Consider the following 20,304-nt stretch of genomic DNA (forward strand, 5'->3'; position numbering starts at 1 on the left):
GCACCGGGACCGGCACGGCACGCGTGACGTCCTCGGAGCCGGCCGCCGGCGGCTGGGGCACCGCGCGGGTCGCGTCGTCGGCGCCCGGCACGGCTCCCTGCGCCGCCGTCGCCCCGTCGGCCCCCTGTGCGGCGCCGGCCGGCTCCACGGCGTCGTCCGCCGCGTCCTCGCCGTCGTCCACCGAGATGCCGAACTCCGTCGCCAGCCCCACCAGGCCGCTGTCGTACCCCTGGCCCAGCGCGCGGAACTTCCAGGCGTCCGCCCGCCGGTACAGCTCGCCGCACATCAGCGCGGTCTCCTCGCCGGTCTCCGGCTCCACCTCGAACACCGCCAGTGGTTCCCCGTCGCCCCCGGTCGCGTCGTACAGCACCACCCGCAGATCCGGCACCCGCCCGAACGGGCCGCCGTCCGCCGACGCGGCCAGCACCACCCGGTCCACCGACGGGTCCAGCGCCGACAGGTCGGCCTCGACGGTGTCGGTCAGCGCGTCGGACAGCTGCTTCTTGGGGAGATGACGCACCAGGCCGCTGGGGTGCCGCGGCTGGTTGTAGAACACGAAGTCCGCGTCCGAGCGCACCCGCCCGTCGGTGCCCAGCAGCAGCGCGGAGGCGTCCACATCGGGCACTTCCGTGCCCGGCGTCCAGCGCAGGACGGCGCGTACGGCAGTGGCGTCGAGGGGCACGTTCGACCCCTTCTGCATGGCGTGCGTCATGACGTCATCCTGCCTGCTGAGCGGGGCGGCGGACAACGCGGGGGACCGACGGCGTGCGGAAACGGCGGCGCGCGGCCTCGCCCGGCAGGGCGCGCGGCCCCCGCAGACAGGATGCGCGGCCCCCGCCGGCCGGGCGCGCGTCACGTGATTTTCACCTGCGCGGGAACTTTCCATAGGGGCTCACACGTACGATTACCGACCGGATCCAGACACCGGAAGCCGGAGAAAGAACCGCAGGGGTGGCCGAATCCCGCCCGCACACGGGGAGTTGTATGCGTCATTTCGGACACCTGCCGCCGGGCCTCCGCGCGACGCTGTTCCACCAGGAGCCCGCGGAGTTCACCGCCGACTCCCCGCAGCGGCTGCTCGCCGTCGCGCTCGGCGCCACCCTCTACAGCCCCGCGACCAGGTCACGGCTGGCCGCCGACGTGATCAAGCAGGCCGCGCGCGGCGTCGTGTCGATGGTGCTGTGCCTGGAGGACTCCATCGGCGACGGCGACGTGGCGGCCGGTGAGGACAATCTCGTACGGCAGTTCACCGAGCTGGCCGAAATCGAGGCCAGGGACCCGGAAAGTCCGCTTCCCCTTCTCTTCATCCGCGTCCGCACCCCCGACCAGATACCGGACCTGACCCGGCGGCTCGGCCCCGCTGTCCGGCTGCTCTCCGGATTCGTGCTGCCGAAGTTCACCGCGCTGCGCGGCGTGCCGTTCCTGGAGGCCCTCGCCGCCGCCGAAGCGGCCTGCGGGCGGCGGCTGTTCGCGATGCCGGTCCTGGAGTCCCCCGAGCTGCTGCACCTGGAGAGCCGCACGGAGACCCTGCAGGGCATCGCCCGCGCCGTCGACGCCTACCGCGACCGCGTCCTCGCGCTGCGCCTCGGCGTCACGGACTTCTGCTCCGCGTACGGCCTGCGCCGCGCGCCGGACATGACCGCGTACGACGTACGGATCGTCGCGTCCGTGATCGCCGACGTCGTCAACGTCCTGGGCCGCGCCGACGGCAGCGGCTTCACGGTCACCGGGCCGGTCTGGGAGTACTTCCGGCTGCACGAGCGGATGTTCAAGCCGCAGCTGCGGCAGAGCCCCTTCCGGGGCCGCGCCGAGGAGCTGCGCACCTCCCTCATCGAGCACGCCATGGACGGCCTGCTGCGCGAGATCGAGCTGGACCGGGCGAACGGCCTGCAGGGCAAGACCTGCATCCACCCCTCGCACGTCCCCCCGGTGCACGCGCTGTCGGTCGTCAGCCACGAGGAGTTCAGCGACGCGGCCGACATCCTGCGCCCCGAGCGCGACGGCGGCGGCGTCCTGCGCTCCGCCTACACGAACAAGATGAACGAGGTGAAGCCGCACCGCGCCTGGGCGGAGCGCACGCTGCTGCGCGCCGAGGTCTTCGGCGTCGCGCGCGAGGGCGTCAGCTTCGTGGAACTGCTGGCGGCGAGCGTGCCGCATGCATGAGAGAGGGAATAACGGCGTGGTGTGGACCGGCGAATGGGTCGCGGAGCGGCTCGGGGTCGAACTGAAGGGCGCGGCGGGGCCGGCCGGTGAGCCCGGCTCCGAGAGCGCTGACGGACTGTCCGGGCTGCTGGGGCTCGCGCTGCGGCGCAATCCGAAGCGGGCCCATCTGCTCGTGTCGCAGGTGCTCGGCAAGCACGTGCCGCAGCGGCCCGCCGTGGTGTACGAAGCGGGGCACGGCCTCGGCCGCCGGGTCCGCGCCCTGCTGGGCGACGCGGCCGCCGCGCGGGCCGTGGTCCTCGGGTACGCCGAGACCGCCACCGGGCTCGGGCACAGCGTCGCCGACGGCCTGGCGCTCGCGACGTACGTGCACTCCACCCGCCGCCCGGTGCGCGGCGTCGAGCAGGCCGGCGGCTTCGAGGAGGAGCACAGCCACGCCACCTCGCATCTGCTGCTCCCCGAGGACCGCGCCCTGTTCACCGGCGACGGCCCGCTGGTCCTGGTCGACGACGAGTTCTCCACCGGGCGCACGGTCCTCAACACCATCGCGGCCCTGCACGCCCGTTACCCCCGCCCGCGGTACGTGATCGTCGCCCTGACCGACATGCGGTCCGCGGCGGACCGCGCCCACCTGGAGAAGTTCGCCGCCGAGCTGGGGGCGCGCGTCGACCTGGTCGCGCTGGCCGCCGGCACGGCCGGGCTCCCGGCGGACGTACTGGAGCGGGGCCGGGCGCTGGTGGCGGAGTACGGCACGGAGCCCGCCCCCGTCCCCGCCGCCCCGGACGCGGCCGAGGTCACCCGGGTCGCCCTGGAGTGGCCCGCCGGTCTCCCGGACGGCGGCCGGCACGGCTTCACCCCGGAGCACCGCGCCCGGCTGGAGGCCGCCCTGCCGGCCATGGCGGCCCGGATCGCCGCCGCGCTGGGCGAGCGCGGGCTCCGCGCGGACGCCCGGGTCCTCGTCCTCGGCAACGAAGAGCTGATGTACGCGCCGCTGCGGGTGGCCGGCGCGCTGGACGAGGCGCTGCCCGCCGAGGTCCGCTTCTCCACCACGACGCGCTCCCCGGTGCTCGCCGTGGACGACCCCGGCTACGCGATCCGTACGAAGCTCGTCTTCCCGGCGCACGACCGCCCGGCGGACGGCCCCGGCGAGCGGTACGCGTACAACGTCGCGCCCGGCGCGGACCCCGGCCGCCGCTTCGACGCGGTCGTCGCGCTGGTCGACTCGGCCGGTGACACCCCCGAACTGCACGCCCCCGGCGGCCTGTTGGCGTCCCTCGCCGCGCACACGGACCACGTCCTGCTCGGCGTCGTCCCCGCGTACGCGCCGGGAGCCGGACCGCTGCGCGGCCCCGCCTTCTCCTCCTACGCCCCCGAGGACGTCGGCTGGCTGCTGCAGGACCTCTCCGAGGTCTCCCTCGAAGCACCCACCGAGGAGCGCGAGGAGGCGATCCAGCGCGGCGGCGCGCACTACGCCGAATCGCTGCCGGTGGAGTACCAGCCCAGCGAGGAGTACCAGGCGCTCTTCCGCGCCGCCCTGGACACCTCGGCGGCGCGCATCGCCCGGGCCGTCGGCGCCGTCACCGAAACGGTGCTCGCCGAGCGGTCGCCCCGCCCGGTGCTGGTCTCCCTGGCCCGCGCAGGCACCCCCGTCGGCGTCCTGATGCGCCGCTGGGCGCAGCACGCGCACGGCCTCGACCTGCCGCACTACGCGATATCGATCGTCCGCGGCCGCGGTATCGACACCACCGCGCTGCGCTGGCTCGCGGCCCACCACGACCCGGCCGACGTGGTCTTCGTCGACGGCTGGACCGGCAAGGGCGCGATCACCCGCGAACTGGCGCAGGCGCTCCGGGACTTCCCCGGCGCGGCCTTCGACCCGCGGATCGCGGTGCTCGCCGACCCCGGCGGCTGCGTGGACACCTACGGCACCCGCGACGACTTCCTCATCCCCTCCGCCTGCCTGAACTCCACGGTCTCAGGCCTGATATCCCGCACGGTGCTGCGCGCCGACCTGGTCGGCCCGGACGACTTCCACGGCGCGAAGTTCTACCGCGAGCTGGCGGACACGGACGTCTCGCAGCACTTCCTCGACACCGTCGCGGCCCGCTTCGACGAGGTCGCGGCGGAAGCCCGCGCCGACGCCGCGGCGCTGCTCGCCGCCGACCGCGCGCCCACCTGGGAGGGCTGGGCGGCGGTGGAGCGGATCAGCGAGGAGTACGGCATCCACGACGTCAACCTCGTGAAGCCGGGCGTCGGTGAGACCACCCGCGTCCTGCTGCGCCGCGTCCCCTGGAAGATCCTCGCCAGGAAGGGCGCGGGCGCGGACCTCACGCACATACGGCTGCTGGCGGAGCAGCGCGGCGTGCCGGTGGAGGAGACCGACGGCCTGCCGTACAGCTGCGTCGGACTGATCCACCCGCGCTACACCCGCGGCGCGACCGGCGCCGACGGCAGGGCGGTGGCGGCCGAGTGACCGGCTCACCGATGCCCACGCTGGTCGCCAGCGACCTCGACCGTACGCTCATCTACTCCGCCGCCGCGCTCGGCCTGACCGTGCCCGACGCGCGGGCACCCCGCCTGCTCTGCGTCGAGGTGTACGACCACAAGCCGCTCTCGTACCTGACCGAGACCGCGGCCGCGCTGCTCGCCACCCTGGCGGCCGCCCGCCGCGCCCGCTTCGTCCCGGCCACCACCCGCACCCGCGAGCAGTACGCCCGCATCCATCTCCCGGGTCCCGTCCCGGAGTTCGCGGTCTGCGCGAACGGCGGCCATCTGCTGGTCAACGGGGAGTCCGACCGGGACTGGCAGCGGACGGTCGCGGCCCGGCTGGCCGCCGAGTGCGCCCCGCTCGACGAGGTACGGGCACATCTGCTGGCCACCGCGGACCCGGCCTGGCTGCTGAAGGAACGTACCGCCGAGGACCTCTTCGCGTACCTCGTCGTCGACCGGGCGCGGCTGCCGGAGACCTGGGTGAAGGACCTCGCGGGCTGGGCGGAGGTGCGCGGCTGGACCGTCTCCCTCCAGGGCCGCAAGATCTACGCGGTGCCGAAGCCGCTCACGAAGAGCGCGGCGGTCCGGGAGGCCGCGCGCCGCGCGGGCGCCGAGCGCGTCCTCGCGGCCGGCGACTCCCTGCTGGACGCCGACCTGCTGCTGGCGGCGGACCGCGGCTGGCGCCCTGGCCACGGCGAACTGGCCGACGCGGGCTGGTCGGCCCCGCACGTCACGGCGCTGGACGAGCGTGGCGTGGCGGCGGGGGAGGAGATCCTGCGGGCGTTCCTGGGGGAAGTGGGGAGTTACTGAGAGGCAGCCGACCCGTGCGCCGCCGCTCGGCCCGGCGTCAGCCGTACGCCCGGCGGGCCGTCAGCCGCAGCAGCCGCCCCCGCAGCAGCCGCCGCCTCCGCCCCCGCTCGGGGCCGGTGCCGCGGCCGTACCGCCGACCGCGACGGCCGACAGCAGCTTCACCGTGTCGGCATGGCCCTCGGGGCAGGGGGCCGGCGCGGCGGACTCGGCCATCGGGCGGCTGACCTCGAAGGTCGTCTCGCAGGACCGGCAGCGGTACTCGTATCGGGGCATGGCCCAAGAATACGGCGTGCGGCCGGGCGGAGGCCCGCCCGGACACCGGCGCTCAGCGCACGACCGTGCCCGGCGCCGCGCCCAGCATCCCCAGCTCGGCGCGGGTCGGGGCGCCCTCCCAGTCACCGGGCGAGGCGACCGCGAACGCGCCCGTGGTGACCGCGCGCTCCAGCCGCCCGGCCACAGGATCGCCGTCCAGCAGGGCCGAGAGGTACCCCGCCACGAAGGCGTCGCCCGCGCCGACCGCGTCCACCGCCCGTACGGCCTTCGCGGGCGCGTGCCGCGGCCCGTCGGCCGTGTAGGCGGTGGCGCCCGCCGCGCCGAGCTTGACCACGACCTCGCCGGGCCCGGCCTTCAGGAGCAACTCGGCCTGGAACTCCAGGGAAGCCGCGCTTTCCGGCAGGCACAGCGGCAGCTCGTCCTCGGAGGCGATCAGTACGTCCACGGACGGCACCCAGGCGCACAGCACCTCGGCCGCCGCCTCCGCGCTCCACAGCCGGGACCGGAAGTTCACGTCGAGGCAGACCGTGCTGCCGTGCGCGCGGGCCAGCCGCAGGGCCCGCTCGGCCGCATCCCGCGCCTCGGGGCCCAGCGCGGGGGTGATGCCGGTGAGGTGCAGGACGCGCGGCGGCGCTGCCGCGAACGCCCGTTCTACGGCGTCCGCGCGCAGCCGCGAACCGGCCGAGCCCGCCCGGTAGTAGTGCACCCGCGTCACCTCGGGCAGCCGCGGCTCGAACATCAGCAGCCCGGTCGGCGCGCCGCCGGCGTCCGTCGACGCGCCCGAGACGTCCACGCCCTCGGCCCGCAGCGTCCGCAGCACGAGCTGCCCGGCCTCGTCGTCGCCGACCGCGCCCGCCCAGCGCACCGGGTGCCCGAGCCGGGCCAGACCGATGGCCACGTTGCTCTCCGCGCCCGCGACGGACACCTGCATCGTGCCGCCCAGCTTCAGCGGCCCGCTGCCGCGCAGCGCGACCATGGTCTCGCCGAGGGTCAGCACCTCCGGCCCGGCCGCGTCCGTACCGCTCACGCCAGCCCCTCCGCACCCTCGGCGCACACCGCCCGGAAGTCGGCGGCCCGGCGGCGCAGCGCGCTCAGGTCGCCGCCGTCCGCCGCGTCCCCGATGAGCGGCGAGCCGACGCCCACCGCCACCGCGCCTGCCGCCAGGTACGCGCGGGCCGCCGCCGCGTCCACCCCGCCGACCGGCACGAACGGCAGCTCCGGGAAGGGCGCCCGCAGCGCCTTGAGGTAAGCCGGGCCGCCGAACGACGCGGGGAAGAGCTTCAGCGCCGTCGCCCCCGCCGCCTCCGCCGCGATCACCTCGGTCGGCGTCAGCACCCCGGCCGCCACCGGCAGCCCCCGGCGCACGCACTCGTCCACGCCGGCGCCCAGCCCCGGCGTGACCGCCAGGTTCGCGCCGGCCTCGGCGGCCCGCTCGACGTCCTCAGCGGTGGTGACCGTTCCCGCGCCGAGCCAGGCGTCCGGCCCCAGCTCCTGCCGCGCCCGCCGGATGACGCCCAGCGCGTCCGTACCGCTGAGGGACACCTCGACGAGCCGCACCCCCTCCTCGACGAGGGTCATGACCGTACGGAAGGACGCCTCGGGGTCCTTGCCGCGGATGATGGCGACGAGTCGCCCGGCCCGGAGCGCTGCGCTGAAGTCCATGGTTCTCCCGGTGGGTGCGGCGGGGGCGGTACGTGCCGCCCATTCTGAATCACCGCGCGCCGCACCGAGGGACCCGGGCCGACCAGGGTGCGGACACCGACCTCACCACTCGGCGAACGACCCGTCCTCGTACCGCCACACCGGGTTCCGCCAGGCGTGCCCCCTGCGGTCGGCGGCGCGTACGGCCGCCTCGTCGACGTCCACGCCCAGCCCCGGCCGGGCCGTCCGCAGCAGGGAGCCTCCCTCGAAGCGGAACGGCTCCGGGTCGACCACGTAATCCAGCAGTTCGGCGCCGCGCTGCCCGTCCGCACCCCGGTGGTAGTGGATGCCGATGCTCTGCTCCTGGATGAGGAAGTTCGGGGTGGTGAACGCGAGCTGCAGACAGGCCGCCAGCGCGACAGGGCCCAGCGGGCAGTGCGGGGCGAGCTGCGCCCCGTACGTCTCCGCCAGCGCCGCGATCCGGCGCAGCTCCGAGATCCCGCCCGCGTGCGACACGTCCGGCTGCACGATCGCCACCCCGGCCCGCAGCGGCTCCAGGAACTCCCGCCGCGAGTACAGCCGCTCGCCGAGCGCGATCGGGATGCCGGACCCGGGCGCGTTCACCAGGCCGGCGAGCGTCCCCTCGTGGGCGTACTCGCCGAGCACCGGCTCCTCCACGAACATCGGCGCGTACTCGGCGAGCAGCGGCAGCAGCCGGCGCGCGTTCGCGGGCGAGACCCGCCCGTGGAAGTCCAGCCCGAAGTCCCGCTCGTCCCCCAGCACCTCGCGCGCGGCCTCGGCCCGCCGCAGACAGTCCCGTACCTCGGCCCGGGTCGCGACCGGCGTCAGCCGCCCGCAGCCGTTCATCTTCACTGCCGTGAAACCGGCCGCCACCTGCGCCGATACCGCGTCCCTGACCTCGGCGGGCTCGTCACCGCCCACCCAGGCGTACGCCCGCACCCGCTCCCGTACCGCCCCGCCCAGCAGCTCGTACACGGGCACGCCGTACGTCTTGCCCTTGATGTCCCACAGCGCCTGGTCCAGCCCGGCGACGGCCGAGGACAGCACCGGGCCGCCCCGGTAGAAGCCGCCCTTGGTCAGCACCTGCCAGTGGTCCTCGATGCGTGACGCGTCCCGCCCGACCAGGTACTCGGCGAGCACGCCGACCGCGGCGCGCACCGGCTCCGCGCGCCCCTCGACCACCGGCTCGCCCCACCCGACCACGCCGTCCTCGGTCTCGACGCGCACGAAGTGCCACCGCGGCGGCACCAGGAACGTCTCGACCCGCGCAATCCGTCCCGCTGCCAACCGCGGCCTCCTGTCGTCCTTCGTCCTTGCGCTTTCTCCGGTGGCCTACCGTCCCGGATTCCGCTCCCGCTCCCGCGCCTCCCGCTCCTGCGCCTCGCGCTCGGTCTTGCGCAGGAGCGCGGCCTGCTGCGGGGTCGGGCGGGCGGAGCGGGGCACCGCCTCCGGGTGCCGGGCGAGCCAGTACGGGTTGTCGTGCGGCAGGCCGCCGCTGACCCGGCCGTACATGCCGAAGACCAGCAGCATCAGCCCGACCACGAAGCTGAACAGGACGTTCTGGAGGTGGAAGGCGAGGTAGTTGAAGCCGGTCTCCAGGACCGCCAGATTGACGAAGCCGCTCAGCAGGAAGGCGAGGCCGAGCACGGTGTTGAGGGTGGAGGCGAAGTTCCCGCCGATCACCATCCCCACGAAGAGCAGCAGGCCGATGAGGATGGACAGCACGCTCAGCGCGCCGTTCGTGTTCAGGCCCGCGACCGTGTCGCCGCCGGTGTCGAAGAAGCCGATCCGGTCGATCAGACCGAGGACGCCGAAGGCGACGAGCACCAGCCCCATCAGCCCGGCGCCGACCCGGTAGACCGTGCTCAGCCGGTGGTCGACGGGCAGATGCTCGTCGAGCTTGGTGTGCCGCCGAGGGGCGTGCCGCCCGGGGATGTGCCGTCCGGGAGCGTGCCGCCGCGGGGTGCGGGCGGGCCCGTGAAGGGCGTGGCCAGCAGTCATGTCCGGCCTCCTTTGCGCAGAGTGACCGCCAGGGCCGTACTGCCGTACCTCTCTCCAGCTTCCGCCCCGGGGCGGCGGGACGCCATCCCACCGGCAGCAAGCCGTGCGGGCCGGACCGGCAGCCAGTCGTGACGGTCGGGCTCTCAGGCCGGTGCGCGGCGTCGGCCGTTCGCGTCGGGCGACGGGGAGCGGCCGGCTTCGTCATGGACGAGCAGGGAGAGCAGCGCGGCCACGGTCAGCCCGGATTCGGCCGGGTGCCGAAGCACTTTGCTGGGGTCGATCCGGTAGGTGTTGGTGCGTCCCTCCCGGGTGTGAGAGAGGTAACCGTCCTGCTCCAGGTCGGCAATGATCTTCTGCACGGCACGTTCGGTGAGCCGGCAGTGAGCGGCGATGTCACGGATGCGGGCGCTGTGGTTGTCGGCGATGGCTGCCAGCACCCGTGCGTGGTTGGTGACAAACGTCCATCCGGCGTGTGGCTCGGGCACTCCATCCATCCCCCAACCGTAGCGACCCCACATGCGTGAGTTCAAAAACACGTACTGCATTTCCGGTATTGGTTGACGTGTATGGGCGCGGAAGGCAGCCTGGGACCGCAGACGGACACGCAGGCACACGCAAGGGAGAGGCCATGCCGGACGGCGACCGGACGCGCGTGGCGGTGCGGGGAGAGCCGGCCCTCGACGCCGGTCAAGAGCTCCGCCCCGCTCTGCGCCGGACCCTCTACCGCTCGGCCGACGGCATCGACCTGGACCTCCGCTCCAGCAGCCCCGCGGTCGAGCGGCCGCTCGACCTGACCGGCAGCCGGGACCTGTTACCCACCCCCACCCGGACGGCGAAGACATGACGCACCGCGAAGACCACGATGTGAACCCGCCCGAGGACACCGACCAGGACCTGCGCGCCCTGGTCGCCCAGTTGCGGCGGGCGATGCAGACCCGGCCGACCATCGACCTGGCCCGCGGCATCCTCATGGCCTCCTTCGGGCTGAGCCCCGAGGCGGCCTGGGACGTCCTGGTCGCGGCCTCGCAGAACACCAACACCAAACTGCACCGCCTGGCCGGAGAGCTGGTGGGCACGGCCCAGGGAAGCACGCTGTCCGAGGCCGTGCACCACGAGCTCAGAGTCGCGGTCGCCAAGGCCCACACAACACTGCCGAACGTCACGCCCCAGCCGGGCCCCTCGACCCTGTGCAACACCGCCCCGGAACACCAGTGAAGGCGGACGCCACCACCGGCCGGGCCGGCGCCTCACCGGCCCGGCCGGCGGTGGGGCGCCTCACGAACGGAACGGTTCAGCTCCCGCCGCCCCGCTCCTCGCGGATCGTCCGGACCACCCGCGCCGCGGTCTCCCGCACCGCGTCCGTCTCGGTCAGGAAGTGCCACCAGTCCGGATGCCGGCTGCCCTCCAGCCCGGCCTCCGCGCGCTCCAGCCGGGCCACCGCCTCGTCCAGCGGACGCGCGTGCCGCGGATCGGGCGTACTGCGCCCGGCCATCGCCAGCCGCTGCGCGTCCCGGATCGCGAACCGTGTCCGCTCGACCTCCTTCTGCCGGTCGAAGGACACCTCGTCCAGCCGCCGCAGCCGGTCCCCGGCCGCCGACACCGCCTCGTCCGTCGTGTTCAGCAGCGCCCGTACGGTCGCCAGCAGACTCGTCGCGTCCGCCCACCGCTGCTCGTCCCGCGCGCGCTGCGCCTCCCGCAGCTTCGTCTCGGCCTGCCGCACGGCGTCCGCCGCCTGGTCGGGTACCTGCTGCAGGTCCTGCCAGCACGCCGCGCTGTACCGCCGCCGCAGCTCGCTCAGTACCGGATCGACCCCGCCCGCGCGCGTCGTGATCGCCTGCGCCCGGGTCCGCAGCGACACCAGCCGCTTGTCGATGTCCGCGGCCTTCTCCGGCAGCCGCTCCGCCTCCGTACGGACGGCCTCGGCCCGGCGCAGTACGTCGTCGGCGCGCTGGATCGTCTCCTGCACGCCGTGCTGCCCGGCCCCCTGGTTCAGCTTGGTCAGCTCGGGCGACAGCGCCGCCAGCCGGGCCGCGAGATCGTCGGCCTTCAGGCCGCTCGCGCGCACCGCGTCCAGCGCCTGGGTCGCCGCGAGCAGCGCCTGCCGCGCCCGCTCCACCGCCGGCGCCAACCGCGCGAGCTGCGTCTCCGCGGACTGCAGCAGCGGCCCGAGGCCCTGCGCGAACCGCTCCAGCTCCTTGCCGACCGCCGTCAGCTCGTCCTTGGCCCGGGTCAGATCGGCGCGCGCCCGCGAGGCGGCGGCGCCATCAAGGTCGTCCCGGTCCAGGTCGTGCGCGTCCACGGCCGCGATGTACGTCCGGCTGACCTCGTCGATCCGTTGCCCCAGCTGCGCATACCCCTCGGCGGCCCGCCGCGCGCCCGGCGAGTCGTCCACCGCCGTGATCGTCTCGATCGAGATCCGCAGGTCCCGCTGCGCGGTGTCCAGCTCGTAGAAAGCGGCCGCCGCGGCGTCCTTCGCCGCCTGCGCCTCCGCCCGCTGACTCTCCCCGCGCCCGAACCACCGTCTGGTACCGCCACCGGCGAACGCCATCATCCCCCCACCGACTGTCGCCGCGGCCGGCACGGGCACCGACGACGTGCTCGCTGCTCGTACGGCCGCGTGTGTGTCGCCGTCACAACCCTCTCCCGCTCGCGTCGCCCCAGGCCCGAAGCCATTCTCCCACCCTGTACGGACGAACACACCGGCCGGTAGGTTCAGCATCCGGACCGACCGCCCCACGGGTTTGCGAACCATCCCCGCAGGCAAGGTAGTCTGTCGGTTCATCCGGGCGCATAGCTCAGCGGTAGAGCGCTGCTCTTACAAAGCAGATGTCACAGGTTCAAATCCTGTTGTGCCCACATGTGTGAAGACCCCCAGCCGGCTCGGCTGGGGGTCTTCGGCGTCTTGACCGTCTTCGGGGCGGCTGGACGGCGGACGGTGTCGGGGCGGTGGATTGGAGTGGCGTTGTGTTCGGTACCGGGCAGCGGGCTGCCGCGTTCGATGTGGTGTGTCTCGCCGCGTCGTTGGGCGGGGTGAGCGCCTACCGGGAGGTGCTCGCGGCGCTGCCCGAGGGGTTTCCGGCCGCGGTGGTGCTGGTGCAGCACCGGCCGGTGCGGGAGCAGGACGGGCTGCTCAAGGTGCTGGGGTACCGCTCGGCGCTGCCGGTGCGGCTGCTGGGGGACGAGGACCGGCTTGCGCCGGGTGTCGCGCATGTCGTGCCGGCGGGGCGGTCGGCCGTTTTCACGCCGACGGGGGACGTGTCGCTGCGCGCCGTCGACGGCCGTCAGGTGGCGGATCCGACGTTCGCCTCGGCCGCTGCCGCGTTCGGGTCGCGGGTGCTGGCGGCGGTGCTGACCGGGCGGCTGGAGGACGGGGCGCTGGGGGCGCGGCACATCCGGGGCGCCGGGGGCCGGGTGCTCGCCCAGGACGCCGGAACGGCGGAGGCCTTCGGCATGCCCAGCGCGGCGATCGCCACCGGCTGCGTAGACTTCGTACTCCCCTTGCCGGTGCTGGCGCACGCGCTGGTCAGCCTTGTGATGGCGCCGGGCGCCGCAGGCTTGATGCGCGTGTCGCTGCCGCCCTGGGCGGCGGTGATCCCACCGGCGGTCGCCGGCTGAGTGCCGGAGGATGAACCGGAGGGAACTGCCGGCGACCCGAGTGCCGGCCGGACCGAAGGGTGAGTGCGCCATGGCGGGCAACGCGACGGGTGGTGCCGACGCGCTACTGGACAACCGGCTGCTCGCCGCCCTGCCGAAGCCGGAGCTGGAGCGGCTGCGGTCCGGGCTGGAGCCGGTCGAGATGAAGCTTTCGGACGTGCTGTACCGGCCCGGCGAGCGGATCGAGGCGCTGTGGTTCCCGGTGCGCGGCGTGTGCTCGCTCCTCGCCGAGCTGGACGGACCGAGCGCGCCGGACGGACCGGGCGCCGAGCCGGATGAGCCGGGCGCCGAGCCGGAGGGGACGAGCGTCGAGGTCGCCACCGTCGGCGACGAGGGCCTGGTCGGGCTTCCGGTGTTCCTGGGCGTCGGCACCCCGACCGAGCGGGCCACGTGCCAGGTCGCCGGGTGGGGGCTGCGGATGGACGCCGACCGGTTCCGGCACGAGATGGCCGTGGTGGACGGCGCGTTCCAGCAGGTGCTGCAGCGCTACACCCAGACCATGTTCACCCAGCTGGCACGGAACGCGGCCTGCAACCGCAGCCACCGCACCCGGCAACGCTGCGCACGCTGGCTGCTGATGACCGCCGATCGTATGCACAGCGACGAGTTCGTGCTCACCCAGGAATTCCTCGCCCGGATGCTCTCGGTGCGCAGGTCCTCGGTGAGCGAGGTCGCGGGCGCGCTGGCCGAGGAGGGGTGCATCAGGTACCGCCGCGGCACGATCACCGTGCTGGACCGCGCGCGCCTGGAGGCCCGGGCGTGCAGCTGTTACCGGGCCCTGCGGGAGGTCATCGACACCGCGTTCCCGCCGGCCGCGGGCCACGCCTGAGCAGCGGTCGCCGCGCGGGAAGCCGGTCATGCCGTAAGGAGGACGCCGGTGTCCTTTCTGTCGGTTATGCAGGTGTGGTGACTTCCTGCGCCGGGAGCGCGACGGGAGGGGCACGTGTGACGGACGGCAGGAACAGCGTGCGAGTGAGGTGGTCCAGGGCCGAAGTGGCCGGAATTGGCGGGTTCCGCGTCGATCGTGAGTTCTATGGTGAAACGGAGTGGCCCCGGACCCCGGTCGCGCCTGTTCAGCGCGCCCTTTCAGTGGCGAGTGCCGGTGGGATTCCCCGGCGGACAGGCCCCCGAGTCCACTTCCGAAGGAGAGCAGGGTCCGGCCATGGAGCAGAGTACGGCCGCCTCCCGTATGTCCCCGGCCGCCGGCCGAGCCCCCGCGTTCCGCTGGGCGCTCAGCGCACGACGACGGCCCGGTAGCGACAAGGAGGCCACCGTGCTGGCTTGCGCGGTGCTGGACGCGCTCGGCGTGCCGGCGGAGGGGAGCGCGTCCCTGGTCTCGGACCTGGCCCGGGCGACGGCCTACATGCTGACTCACGGCAGCGCGGACGCGTACCGCCTCACGATCGAGATCGACGACGGGCAGTGCGCGGTACGGGTCGACGAGCCCCCCGAGGACGAGGAACCCGGGCAGCGGCAGGGTGCCGGGGACGCGGGTGCGGGGCGGCTGTGCGTGCACCACCGGACGGACGGCTCGCTCGAGGTGTGCTTCCGCCGGCCGTTCCCGGTGGTCGCCGAACTGGCGCCGAGCGGCCCGGAGCAGGAGGGCTCGGCAGACGTCGTTCCGCTGCCGGTCGTTCCGCTCGCGTCCGGGGCCCGCGGCAGGCCCGAGGTCGTCACCACGGATATGGCCGCCGAGGGTTGACCGTTCACCGTCCTGCTTTATGCTTTCCGGTGACCGGGGAATGTCTGCATAAATGCAGAGTTCTGCTCCCCTTCGCGGTGTTTTTCGCCGCCATTCGGCCACTGTCTGAGCCTGGCTTGCCGTCAAGCGATATGGATAAAATTCACCCGTCAGTGGCGTTCTGTCATGCCTGATCGATTCTGCGTTGCAGGGCGCGGTTACGGTGCCTGTGCATCCCAGACCCTGGTGCGTACCGGCCCGTCGCCGTGTTCGTGATACGGCCTGAAGCACAACTGGGGGTGACGTGGGGGGAAGCGACGCCGATGTGCAGGTGACCGTTCGCCGTGGTGGCGACCTGGTCGTTCTCGCACTTCATGGCGAACTCGACCTGGCCATGGCGCTGCGCATCGAAGCCGACGTTCTGCTGGCGCTCCACGCGCTGTACGCGCTGCGGCGGTCCGCGATATTTCCCGCTCCTCGGGCCCGTGCGGTGCCGAGGACGCCGAGGGTGATTCCGCGGATACTTCCGCGCGTGAAGGCCCTTCCGGAAGCCCGCCCCGACGTCCGGACCGAAGCCCACCCGGAACTCCCTCCGGACGCGCGTCCCGAAGTCCGGCCCGGAGCGCCCGCGGAAATGATTCCGCTGACGAGCGGGGTTCCGGCCGCCCTTCCCGGATTTCTTCCCGAAGTGCGGTACGACGGGCGCTCGGGCGTGTTCGCGGGCTGCTGCGACGTCGGCGGCAGGAACGCCGGGCCCGGTGAGAAGGCCATGGTGATCGATCTGCGGCACGTCACGTTCATGGACTGCAGCGGCCTGGACCTGCTCTGCCGGCTGCGGGACCAGGTGACGGCCCGGGGCGGCCGGCTGGCGCTCATGAATCTCCGGCCCATCGTGCTCCGCCTGCTCAAACTGGCCGCCCTGCGCGAGTCCTTCGAGCTGGTCGAGCAGGTGGACGACGACGTACTGCCCGGCATCTGACGCCGCCCGTCGCCGGGCGGCACGCGACCCGGCTCCCCGCGGGAGCGGCAACCCTCCGCGGGGGCCGAGGCGCGTCAGCGTCAGTACGCGGCGCCCCGTAGGAATTCGGCCAGTTCGCGGTCGAACAGTGCGGCGTTCTCCAGGTTCACCAGGTGGCCGGCGGCCGGGATACGGGCCCGTCGGGCGCCCGGTACCGCGAGGGCAATCGCATGGGCGTTGGCCGAAATGTCGGTGCTGTCGAGGTCGCCGTCCATGACGAGGGTCGGCACTCCGATCTCCGCCAGTCGGTCCGCCGCGCCGACCTCCAGGGCCGTGCCGCGCCCCATCCCCTCGGCGTGCGCCCGCACGGTGGCCCTGGCCGTCACCCGTATCCGCTCGCGCAAGTCGGTGTCCACGGCCGTCGGTTCGCGGTGCGGGCCGTCCACCCACATCCGCAGGAAGTGCTCGATGAAGAGCGTCACGCCGCCCGGCGCGCTCACCGCCGCCACCTGCTCCCTGATGTGGTGCAGCAGGAACGGGTCGGAGAACGCGCGGCCGCTGATGCCGGGCGCGGCCAGTACCAGAGCGGCGACGGCGTCCGGGTGGGCCAGCGCGCTGTCCAGCGCGACGCGCGCGCCGTGCGAATGCCCCACCAACGTCGCGCGGGCGATGCTGAGATGGGCGAGCAGCGCCCGGAGGTCCTCGTGGTGGGCGTACTCCCCGTCGACGACGGAGGAACGGCCGTGGCCCCGTGCGTCGTACCGGATCACCCGGTACCCGGACCGCGCGAGCCACTCGAACTGCTCGTCCCACATGGTCAGATCGAGCATGCCCTCGTGCAGCAGCACCACCGCCGGGCCCGCTCCCGCCGCTTCGTAGTACAGCTCGCCGCCCGCCACGGGGGCGGTGCCCGACGCGACGCCCGGCTCGGGGAACCACTCCGGCTCGATGTCTGCGGACATCCTCATATCGCTGCTCATGGTGTCATGATCACACTTTTGCCGTGGAGAGGGGAAGGGAGGGAGAGATCGGGCGGAGTCGGTCACTTCGCTCGTCCGCGGCGCACGCGTCCGAATCCGTATACGCTGCGTGTATACACTCGATGTAGTGTGCAGTTCATGTCCTCAGATGCCGCCCTTGCCCCCATAGACAGCCCCCCGGGCCAGTTGGTTCCCCGGCGCACCGTTCGCCGTGCAGGGCCGGCGGACCGGTGGCCCGCGCCCCGTGCCGCGCTGGTCGCCGCGGTCCCCGCGCTGCTCGCGCTGGCGCTCGGCTGCTGGGGCATCACCCGCGAACACAGCATGTGGCGGGACGAGGCGGCGACCTGGCAGGCGGCCCGGCGTTCGCTGCCGGAGATCTGGCACCTCGTGGGCCAGGTCGACGTCGTGCACGGGGTCTACTACGCGCTGATGCACGCCGCCTTCGCGCTCGGCGGGCCGAACCTGGTGGCGCTGCGGCTGCCGTCGGTACTGGCCGTCGCGGCAGCCGCAGCGGTGACGGCGGCCACCGGGCGGCGGCTGGCCGGGCCGTGGGCCGGACTGGCCGCGGGGCTCGTCCTCGCGCTGATCCCCAACATCCAGCACTACGCCCAGGAGGGCCGCTCCTACGCCCTGGTGACCGCGTGCGTCGCGGCCGCCACCTGGTTCTTGGTCCGCGGCGCCGACGCGGCCCGGAAGAGCCGCGGTTGGTGGGCCGGTTACGCCGCGGCCGTGCTGTGCGCCGCGCTGCTGAACTGGTTCTCGCTGCTGGTGCTGCCCGCCCACGCGGTGACCGTGCTGCTGGCCCGCCGCCGTGGCCTGCGCGGCGTCCTCGTGCGCTGGTGCGGAGCGGCGGGGCTCGCGGTGGCCGGGGCGCTGCCCCTCGTACTGGCCAGCCGCTCGCAGGCCGAACAGGTGTCATGGATCAAGCCGGTCGCCTGGACCACGCTGCTGGGCATCGCCGCCCTCGTGCTCGCGGGCCTGGTCTGCGCGCGCGTCCCGTGCGGCCCCGGGAAGATCCGGAAGACCCGCCCTGTGCCCGCGCTTTCCCTCGCGTCCGTCGCGCTCCCCCTGCTCGCCGTCCCGCAGGCCGGCCTGCTGCTGGCCTCCTTGGCACGCCCGCTCTACCTCGACCGCTACGTGCTCTTCACCAACATCGGCTTCGCGCTGCCGGCCGGCCTGGCCGTCGCGACGGCCGTACGGGCGCTCGCGGTCCGCGGTCTTCCCGTACGGCTACGCATACCCGGCGGGGCGTTGCTCGCGGGCGTGACGGCGCTCGGCTTCCTGGCGCTGCTGCCCGTCGAGACCGGGCTGCGGAGCCCGCAGAGCCGGGTGGACGACGTCCTCCGGGCCGCCGAGGTGGTCGCCGCGCGGAGCATCAGCGGCGACGGGGTGGTCTTCCTCCCCGCGGCGCGGCGCGACACGGAGCTGGTGAGCCCGGCGGCCTTCGCGGGACTCGACGATCTCGCGCTGCGGCAGGGGCCGGTGGCCGGCGGCACGCTCAAGGGGGTTGAGCACCCGCCCGCGCGCATACGGGCCGAGATGCTCGCGCACCGCCGGATCGTGCTGGTCACGGACGCCGCACCGCCCGCCTCCCGGCCGGTACCGGCGCGCGAGGCCACGAAGCAGCGCGTACTGGCACGGCACTTCGCGCGCATTGGCAGCACCGAGACGCGCGGCCGCCGCGTCGACGTCTACGTACGGAAGCAGCCCTGAACTCAGCTCGCCGCGGCCCCCAGCCGCCACAGGGACGTGACCTCCGCCGCGCGGGCCGCGTGCAGCGGGTCGGCGGTGTCGCGGGCGCGCGGATGCCGCGGTGCGATGTCCAGCCGGTCGAGGACCGTCAGCCCGGCCGCGTCGAAGAGGGCGAGCAGATCGGCGCGGGTGCGCAGCCCGAGGTGCTCGGCGAGGTCGGAGAGGATCAGCCAGCCCTCGCCGCCCGGCGTCAGATGCTCCGGGAGCCCCGCGAGGAAGCCGCGCAGCATCCGGCTGTTGGGGTCGTAGACGGCGTACTCCACGGAGGAGGTCGGCTTGGCCGGTACCCAGGGCGGGTTGCAGACGACCAGCGGGGCGCGCCCGGCGGGGAAGAGGTCCGCCTCGACGATCTCCACCCGGTCGGCGACGCCGAGCCGCTCGGCGTTCTGCCGCGCGCAGGCCAGCGCGCGCGGGTCCTGGTCGGTCCCGATGACGCGCGGGACGCCGCGCCGGGCCAGTACCGCCGCGAGTACGCCGGTGCCCGTGCCGATGTCGAACGCCAGCGCCGGCGGCTGTCCGGGCAGCGGCGCCTCGGCGACCAGGTCGACGTACTCGCCGCGCTGGGGCGAGAAGACGCCGTAGTCCGGGTGGACGCGCTCGCCGCCGAGGGCGGGGATCTCGACGCCCTTGCGGTGCCATTCGTACGCGCCGACGAGCCCGAGGAGCTCGCGCAGCGAGACGACCGAATCCGTGACGGCCGAATCCGTGACGACCGATTCCATGACGGCCGAATCCGTACCGTCGCCGCCCGGCGCATCGGAGGCGTCGGGAGCACCGGAGGCGTGCGGCGCGGCGGGGCCGTACGCCCGGGCGCAGGCCGCGCGGACGTCGGGGGCGCGGTGCAGCGGGACCCCGTACTCGGCGTCGAGCGGCACCAGCAGCATGCCGAGGATGCGGGCGCGCTGGCTCTGCGCGGCGCGGTGCAGGTGGAAGGCGCGGGCTGGGTCGTCGGCGGGGGCCGGCTTGCGGGGGCGGCGGTCGATCCGACGGGCCAGCGCGGCCAGCAGCTGGCGGGCGTTGTGGAAGTCGCCGCGCCAGAGCAGCGCGGTGCCCTCGCAGGCCAGCTTGTACGCCGCGTCGGCCTTCGTCCGGTCGTCGGCGATCTCGACCCGCCGCGGCGGCGCCGCGCCGTTCTCCGAACGCCAGCGGGCGGAGCGTCGCACCCCCGACTCCTCCCAGGTGAGGACGGGGGCCGAGGGGTCGGCGGCGGTGGCGGCGTGGGGCCGGTGTGCGTTCATGACGTCCCGGATCAGGCGGCACGGCCGATGGAGGGCGCGTCCCGGAGGAGGGGCACGCCCCAGAGGCGGGGCGGTGCGGGGACGTTCGACTTTACCGGCTCCGGCACACCCGGCCGGCTGGCCGACCGTGTCCCGCCTGTCCGGAATGCACGCCTATATCGCCTGTCATGCATGCTGGCACCGTACTTCCCGTGCGGGGTAGCCCGGCGGAACGCAGGGAGGCAGACATGGACAGCATGCCGGTCATCGTCGGGGTGGACGGGTCCCCGGACAGCGAGCGCGCGGTGCGCTGGGCGGCGGAGGCGGCCCGGCTCCGCTCCGCGCCACTGCAGGTCGTGCACGTCTGGCCGTACGTCACCGCCGCCCGCGCCGCCGACGCCGAGGCGGGCACCGGCGACCCCGTACTGGAAGAGCTGCGGCAGCAGCTGGCCGGGGATGCCGGGCCGCCGGAGGTCGAGTTCCGCAGCCTCAACGGCCTCACCGACACGATCCTCCCCGCGCTCGGCGACGAGGCGCAGCTCCTGGTGCTCGGCTCGCGCGGCCGGGGCGGCTTCGCCAGCCTGCTGCTCGGCTCCAACGGCATGGCCTGTGCCGCGCACGCCGCCTGCCCCGTCGTGGTCGTGCCGCGCCCGGACCGGGGCGGCG

General features: G+C 74.1%; 21 protein-coding genes and 1 tRNA gene. 12 read left to right on the top strand and 10 right to left on the bottom strand.

What is annotated here, in order from left to right; all coding sequences use genetic code 11:
• Window positions 1–712: TerD family protein (locus ABT381_RS28095; protein ID WP_351599370.1), on the bottom strand; the 712-nt coding region annotated here is incomplete at its 3' end.
• Between the two features lie 272 nt (window positions 713–984).
• Between ABT381_RS28095 and ABT381_RS28100 the strand changes: the two genes are divergently transcribed.
• The 3 genes from ABT381_RS28100 to ABT381_RS28110 are packed head-to-tail and all read left to right on the top strand — an operon-like array spanning window position 985 to window position 5,460.
• Entirely contained in the window at window positions 985–2,163 is a 1,179-nt protein-coding gene (locus tag ABT381_RS28100; RefSeq protein WP_351599371.1) for an HpcH/HpaI aldolase/citrate lyase family protein, read from the top strand.
• Window positions 2,156–4,633 carry a phosphoribosyltransferase gene (locus ABT381_RS28105; protein ID WP_351599372.1) on the top strand — a complete coding sequence of 826 codons (2,478 nt, stop codon included), beginning with the start codon at window positions 2,156–2,158 and terminating at the stop codon, window positions 4,631–4,633. Before ABT381_RS28100 ends, ABT381_RS28105 begins: the two co-directional genes overlap by 8 nt.
• Window positions 4,634–4,644: 11 nt before the next feature.
• Entirely contained in the window at window positions 4,645–5,460 is an 816-nt protein-coding gene (locus ABT381_RS28110; RefSeq protein ID WP_351599373.1) for an HAD family hydrolase, read from the top strand.
• 60 nt (window positions 5,461–5,520) lie between these two features.
• On the opposite strand, the gene ABT381_RS28115 is transcribed toward ABT381_RS28110, so the two are convergent.
• The 6 genes from ABT381_RS28115 to ABT381_RS28140 form a co-directional block, all read right to left on the bottom strand.
• On the bottom strand, window positions 5,521–5,733 hold the full coding sequence (locus ABT381_RS28115; RefSeq protein WP_030618155.1) for an FmdB family zinc ribbon protein: 213 nt from the start codon (window positions 5,731–5,733) through the stop codon (window positions 5,521–5,523).
• 52 nt (window positions 5,734–5,785) lie between these two features.
• Complete coding sequence (locus tag ABT381_RS28120; RefSeq protein WP_351599374.1) at window positions 5,786–6,760, bottom strand: sugar kinase; 975 nt, start codon at window positions 6,758–6,760, stop codon at window positions 5,786–5,788.
• The gene (locus tag ABT381_RS28125) at window positions 6,757–7,395 is read right to left on the bottom strand and encodes a bifunctional 4-hydroxy-2-oxoglutarate aldolase/2-dehydro-3-deoxy-phosphogluconate aldolase (RefSeq protein WP_351599375.1); all 639 of its coding nucleotides are present in this window, start codon (window positions 7,393–7,395) and stop codon (window positions 6,757–6,759) included. Before ABT381_RS28125 ends, ABT381_RS28120 begins: the two co-directional genes overlap by 4 nt.
• A 102-nt stretch (window positions 7,396–7,497) precedes the next feature.
• On the bottom strand, window positions 7,498–8,682 hold the full coding sequence (dgoD, locus tag ABT381_RS28130) for a galactonate dehydratase (protein WP_351599376.1): 1,185 nt from the start codon (window positions 8,680–8,682) through the stop codon (window positions 7,498–7,500).
• Window positions 8,683–8,727: 45 nt separating this feature from the next.
• A complete protein-coding gene (locus ABT381_RS28135; protein ID WP_351599377.1) occupies window positions 8,728–9,396 on the bottom strand; it encodes a DUF4383 domain-containing protein in 669 nt (222 codons plus the stop codon).
• A gap of 143 nt (window positions 9,397–9,539) precedes the next feature.
• Window positions 9,540–9,890, bottom strand: coding sequence for a helix-turn-helix transcriptional regulator (locus ABT381_RS28140; RefSeq protein WP_351599389.1), 351 nt, complete (start codon window positions 9,888–9,890; stop codon window positions 9,540–9,542).
• A 134-nt stretch (window positions 9,891–10,024) separates the two neighbouring features.
• On the opposite strand from ABT381_RS28140, the gene ABT381_RS28145 reads away from it, so the two are divergent.
• Both ABT381_RS28145 and ABT381_RS28150 read left to right on the top strand, forming a co-directional pair.
• Entirely contained in the window at window positions 10,025–10,240 is a 216-nt protein-coding gene (locus tag ABT381_RS28145; RefSeq protein ID WP_351599378.1) for a hypothetical protein, read from the top strand.
• A complete protein-coding gene (locus ABT381_RS28150; RefSeq protein WP_351599379.1) occupies window positions 10,237–10,611 on the top strand; it encodes an ANTAR domain-containing protein in 375 nt (124 codons plus the stop codon). Before ABT381_RS28145 ends, ABT381_RS28150 begins: the two co-directional genes overlap by 4 nt.
• Window positions 10,612–10,687: 76 nt before the next feature.
• On the opposite strand, the gene ABT381_RS28155 is transcribed toward ABT381_RS28150, so the two are convergent.
• Window positions 10,688–11,947 carry a coiled-coil domain-containing protein gene (locus ABT381_RS28155; RefSeq protein WP_351599380.1) on the bottom strand — a complete coding sequence of 420 codons (1,260 nt, stop codon included), beginning with the start codon at window positions 11,945–11,947 and terminating at the stop codon, window positions 10,688–10,690.
• Between the two features lie 233 nt (window positions 11,948–12,180).
• On the opposite strand from ABT381_RS28155, the gene ABT381_RS28160 reads away from it, so the two are divergent.
• From ABT381_RS28160 to ABT381_RS28180, 5 genes are all read left to right on the top strand, one after another.
• Window positions 12,181–12,252, top strand: a tRNA-Val gene (locus tag ABT381_RS28160).
• Between the two features lie 108 nt (window positions 12,253–12,360).
• Window positions 12,361–13,011, top strand: a complete 651-nt coding sequence (locus tag ABT381_RS28165; protein WP_351599381.1) for a chemotaxis protein CheB — start codon at window positions 12,361–12,363, stop codon at window positions 13,009–13,011.
• A 70-nt stretch (window positions 13,012–13,081) separates the two neighbouring features.
• Window positions 13,082–13,879 (top strand): Crp/Fnr family transcriptional regulator, encoded by a 798-nt coding sequence (locus tag ABT381_RS28170; protein WP_351599382.1) that lies wholly within the window; start codon window positions 13,082–13,084, stop codon window positions 13,877–13,879.
• Between the two features lie 333 nt (window positions 13,880–14,212).
• On the top strand, window positions 14,213–14,752 hold the full coding sequence (locus ABT381_RS28175) for a hypothetical protein (RefSeq protein WP_351599383.1): 540 nt from the start codon (window positions 14,213–14,215) through the stop codon (window positions 14,750–14,752).
• A gap of 310 nt (window positions 14,753–15,062) precedes the next feature.
• Complete coding sequence (locus ABT381_RS28180) at window positions 15,063–15,710, top strand: STAS domain-containing protein (protein ID WP_351599384.1); 648 nt, start codon at window positions 15,063–15,065, stop codon at window positions 15,708–15,710.
• Between the two features lie 80 nt (window positions 15,711–15,790).
• Here ABT381_RS28180 and ABT381_RS28185 read toward each other — a convergent pair whose 3' ends face one another.
• A complete protein-coding gene (locus ABT381_RS28185) occupies window positions 15,791–16,669 on the bottom strand; it encodes an alpha/beta fold hydrolase (RefSeq protein WP_351599385.1) in 879 nt (292 codons plus the stop codon).
• 138 nt (window positions 16,670–16,807) lie between these two features.
• Here ABT381_RS28185 and ABT381_RS28190 point away from each other — a divergent pair, with 138 nt between their 5' ends.
• Entirely contained in the window at window positions 16,808–18,382 is a 1,575-nt protein-coding gene (locus ABT381_RS28190) for a glycosyltransferase family 39 protein (RefSeq protein WP_351599386.1), read from the top strand.
• 2 nt (window positions 18,383–18,384) lie between these two features.
• Here the strand turns inward: ABT381_RS28190 and ABT381_RS28195 are convergent, their stop codons facing one another.
• A complete protein-coding gene (locus tag ABT381_RS28195; RefSeq protein ID WP_351599387.1) occupies window positions 18,385–19,659 on the bottom strand; it encodes a methyltransferase in 1,275 nt (424 codons plus the stop codon).
• Between the two features lie 227 nt (window positions 19,660–19,886).
• Here ABT381_RS28195 and ABT381_RS28200 point away from each other — a divergent pair.
• A partial coding sequence (locus tag ABT381_RS28200) for a universal stress protein (RefSeq protein WP_351599388.1) occupies window positions 19,887–20,304 on the top strand: 418 nt, incomplete at its 3' end.

The organism is Streptomyces sp. NPDC000151 (genome assembly GCF_040301705.1).
In the GTDB taxonomy this organism is placed as follows: Bacteria; Actinomycetota; Actinomycetes; order Streptomycetales; family Streptomycetaceae; genus Streptomyces.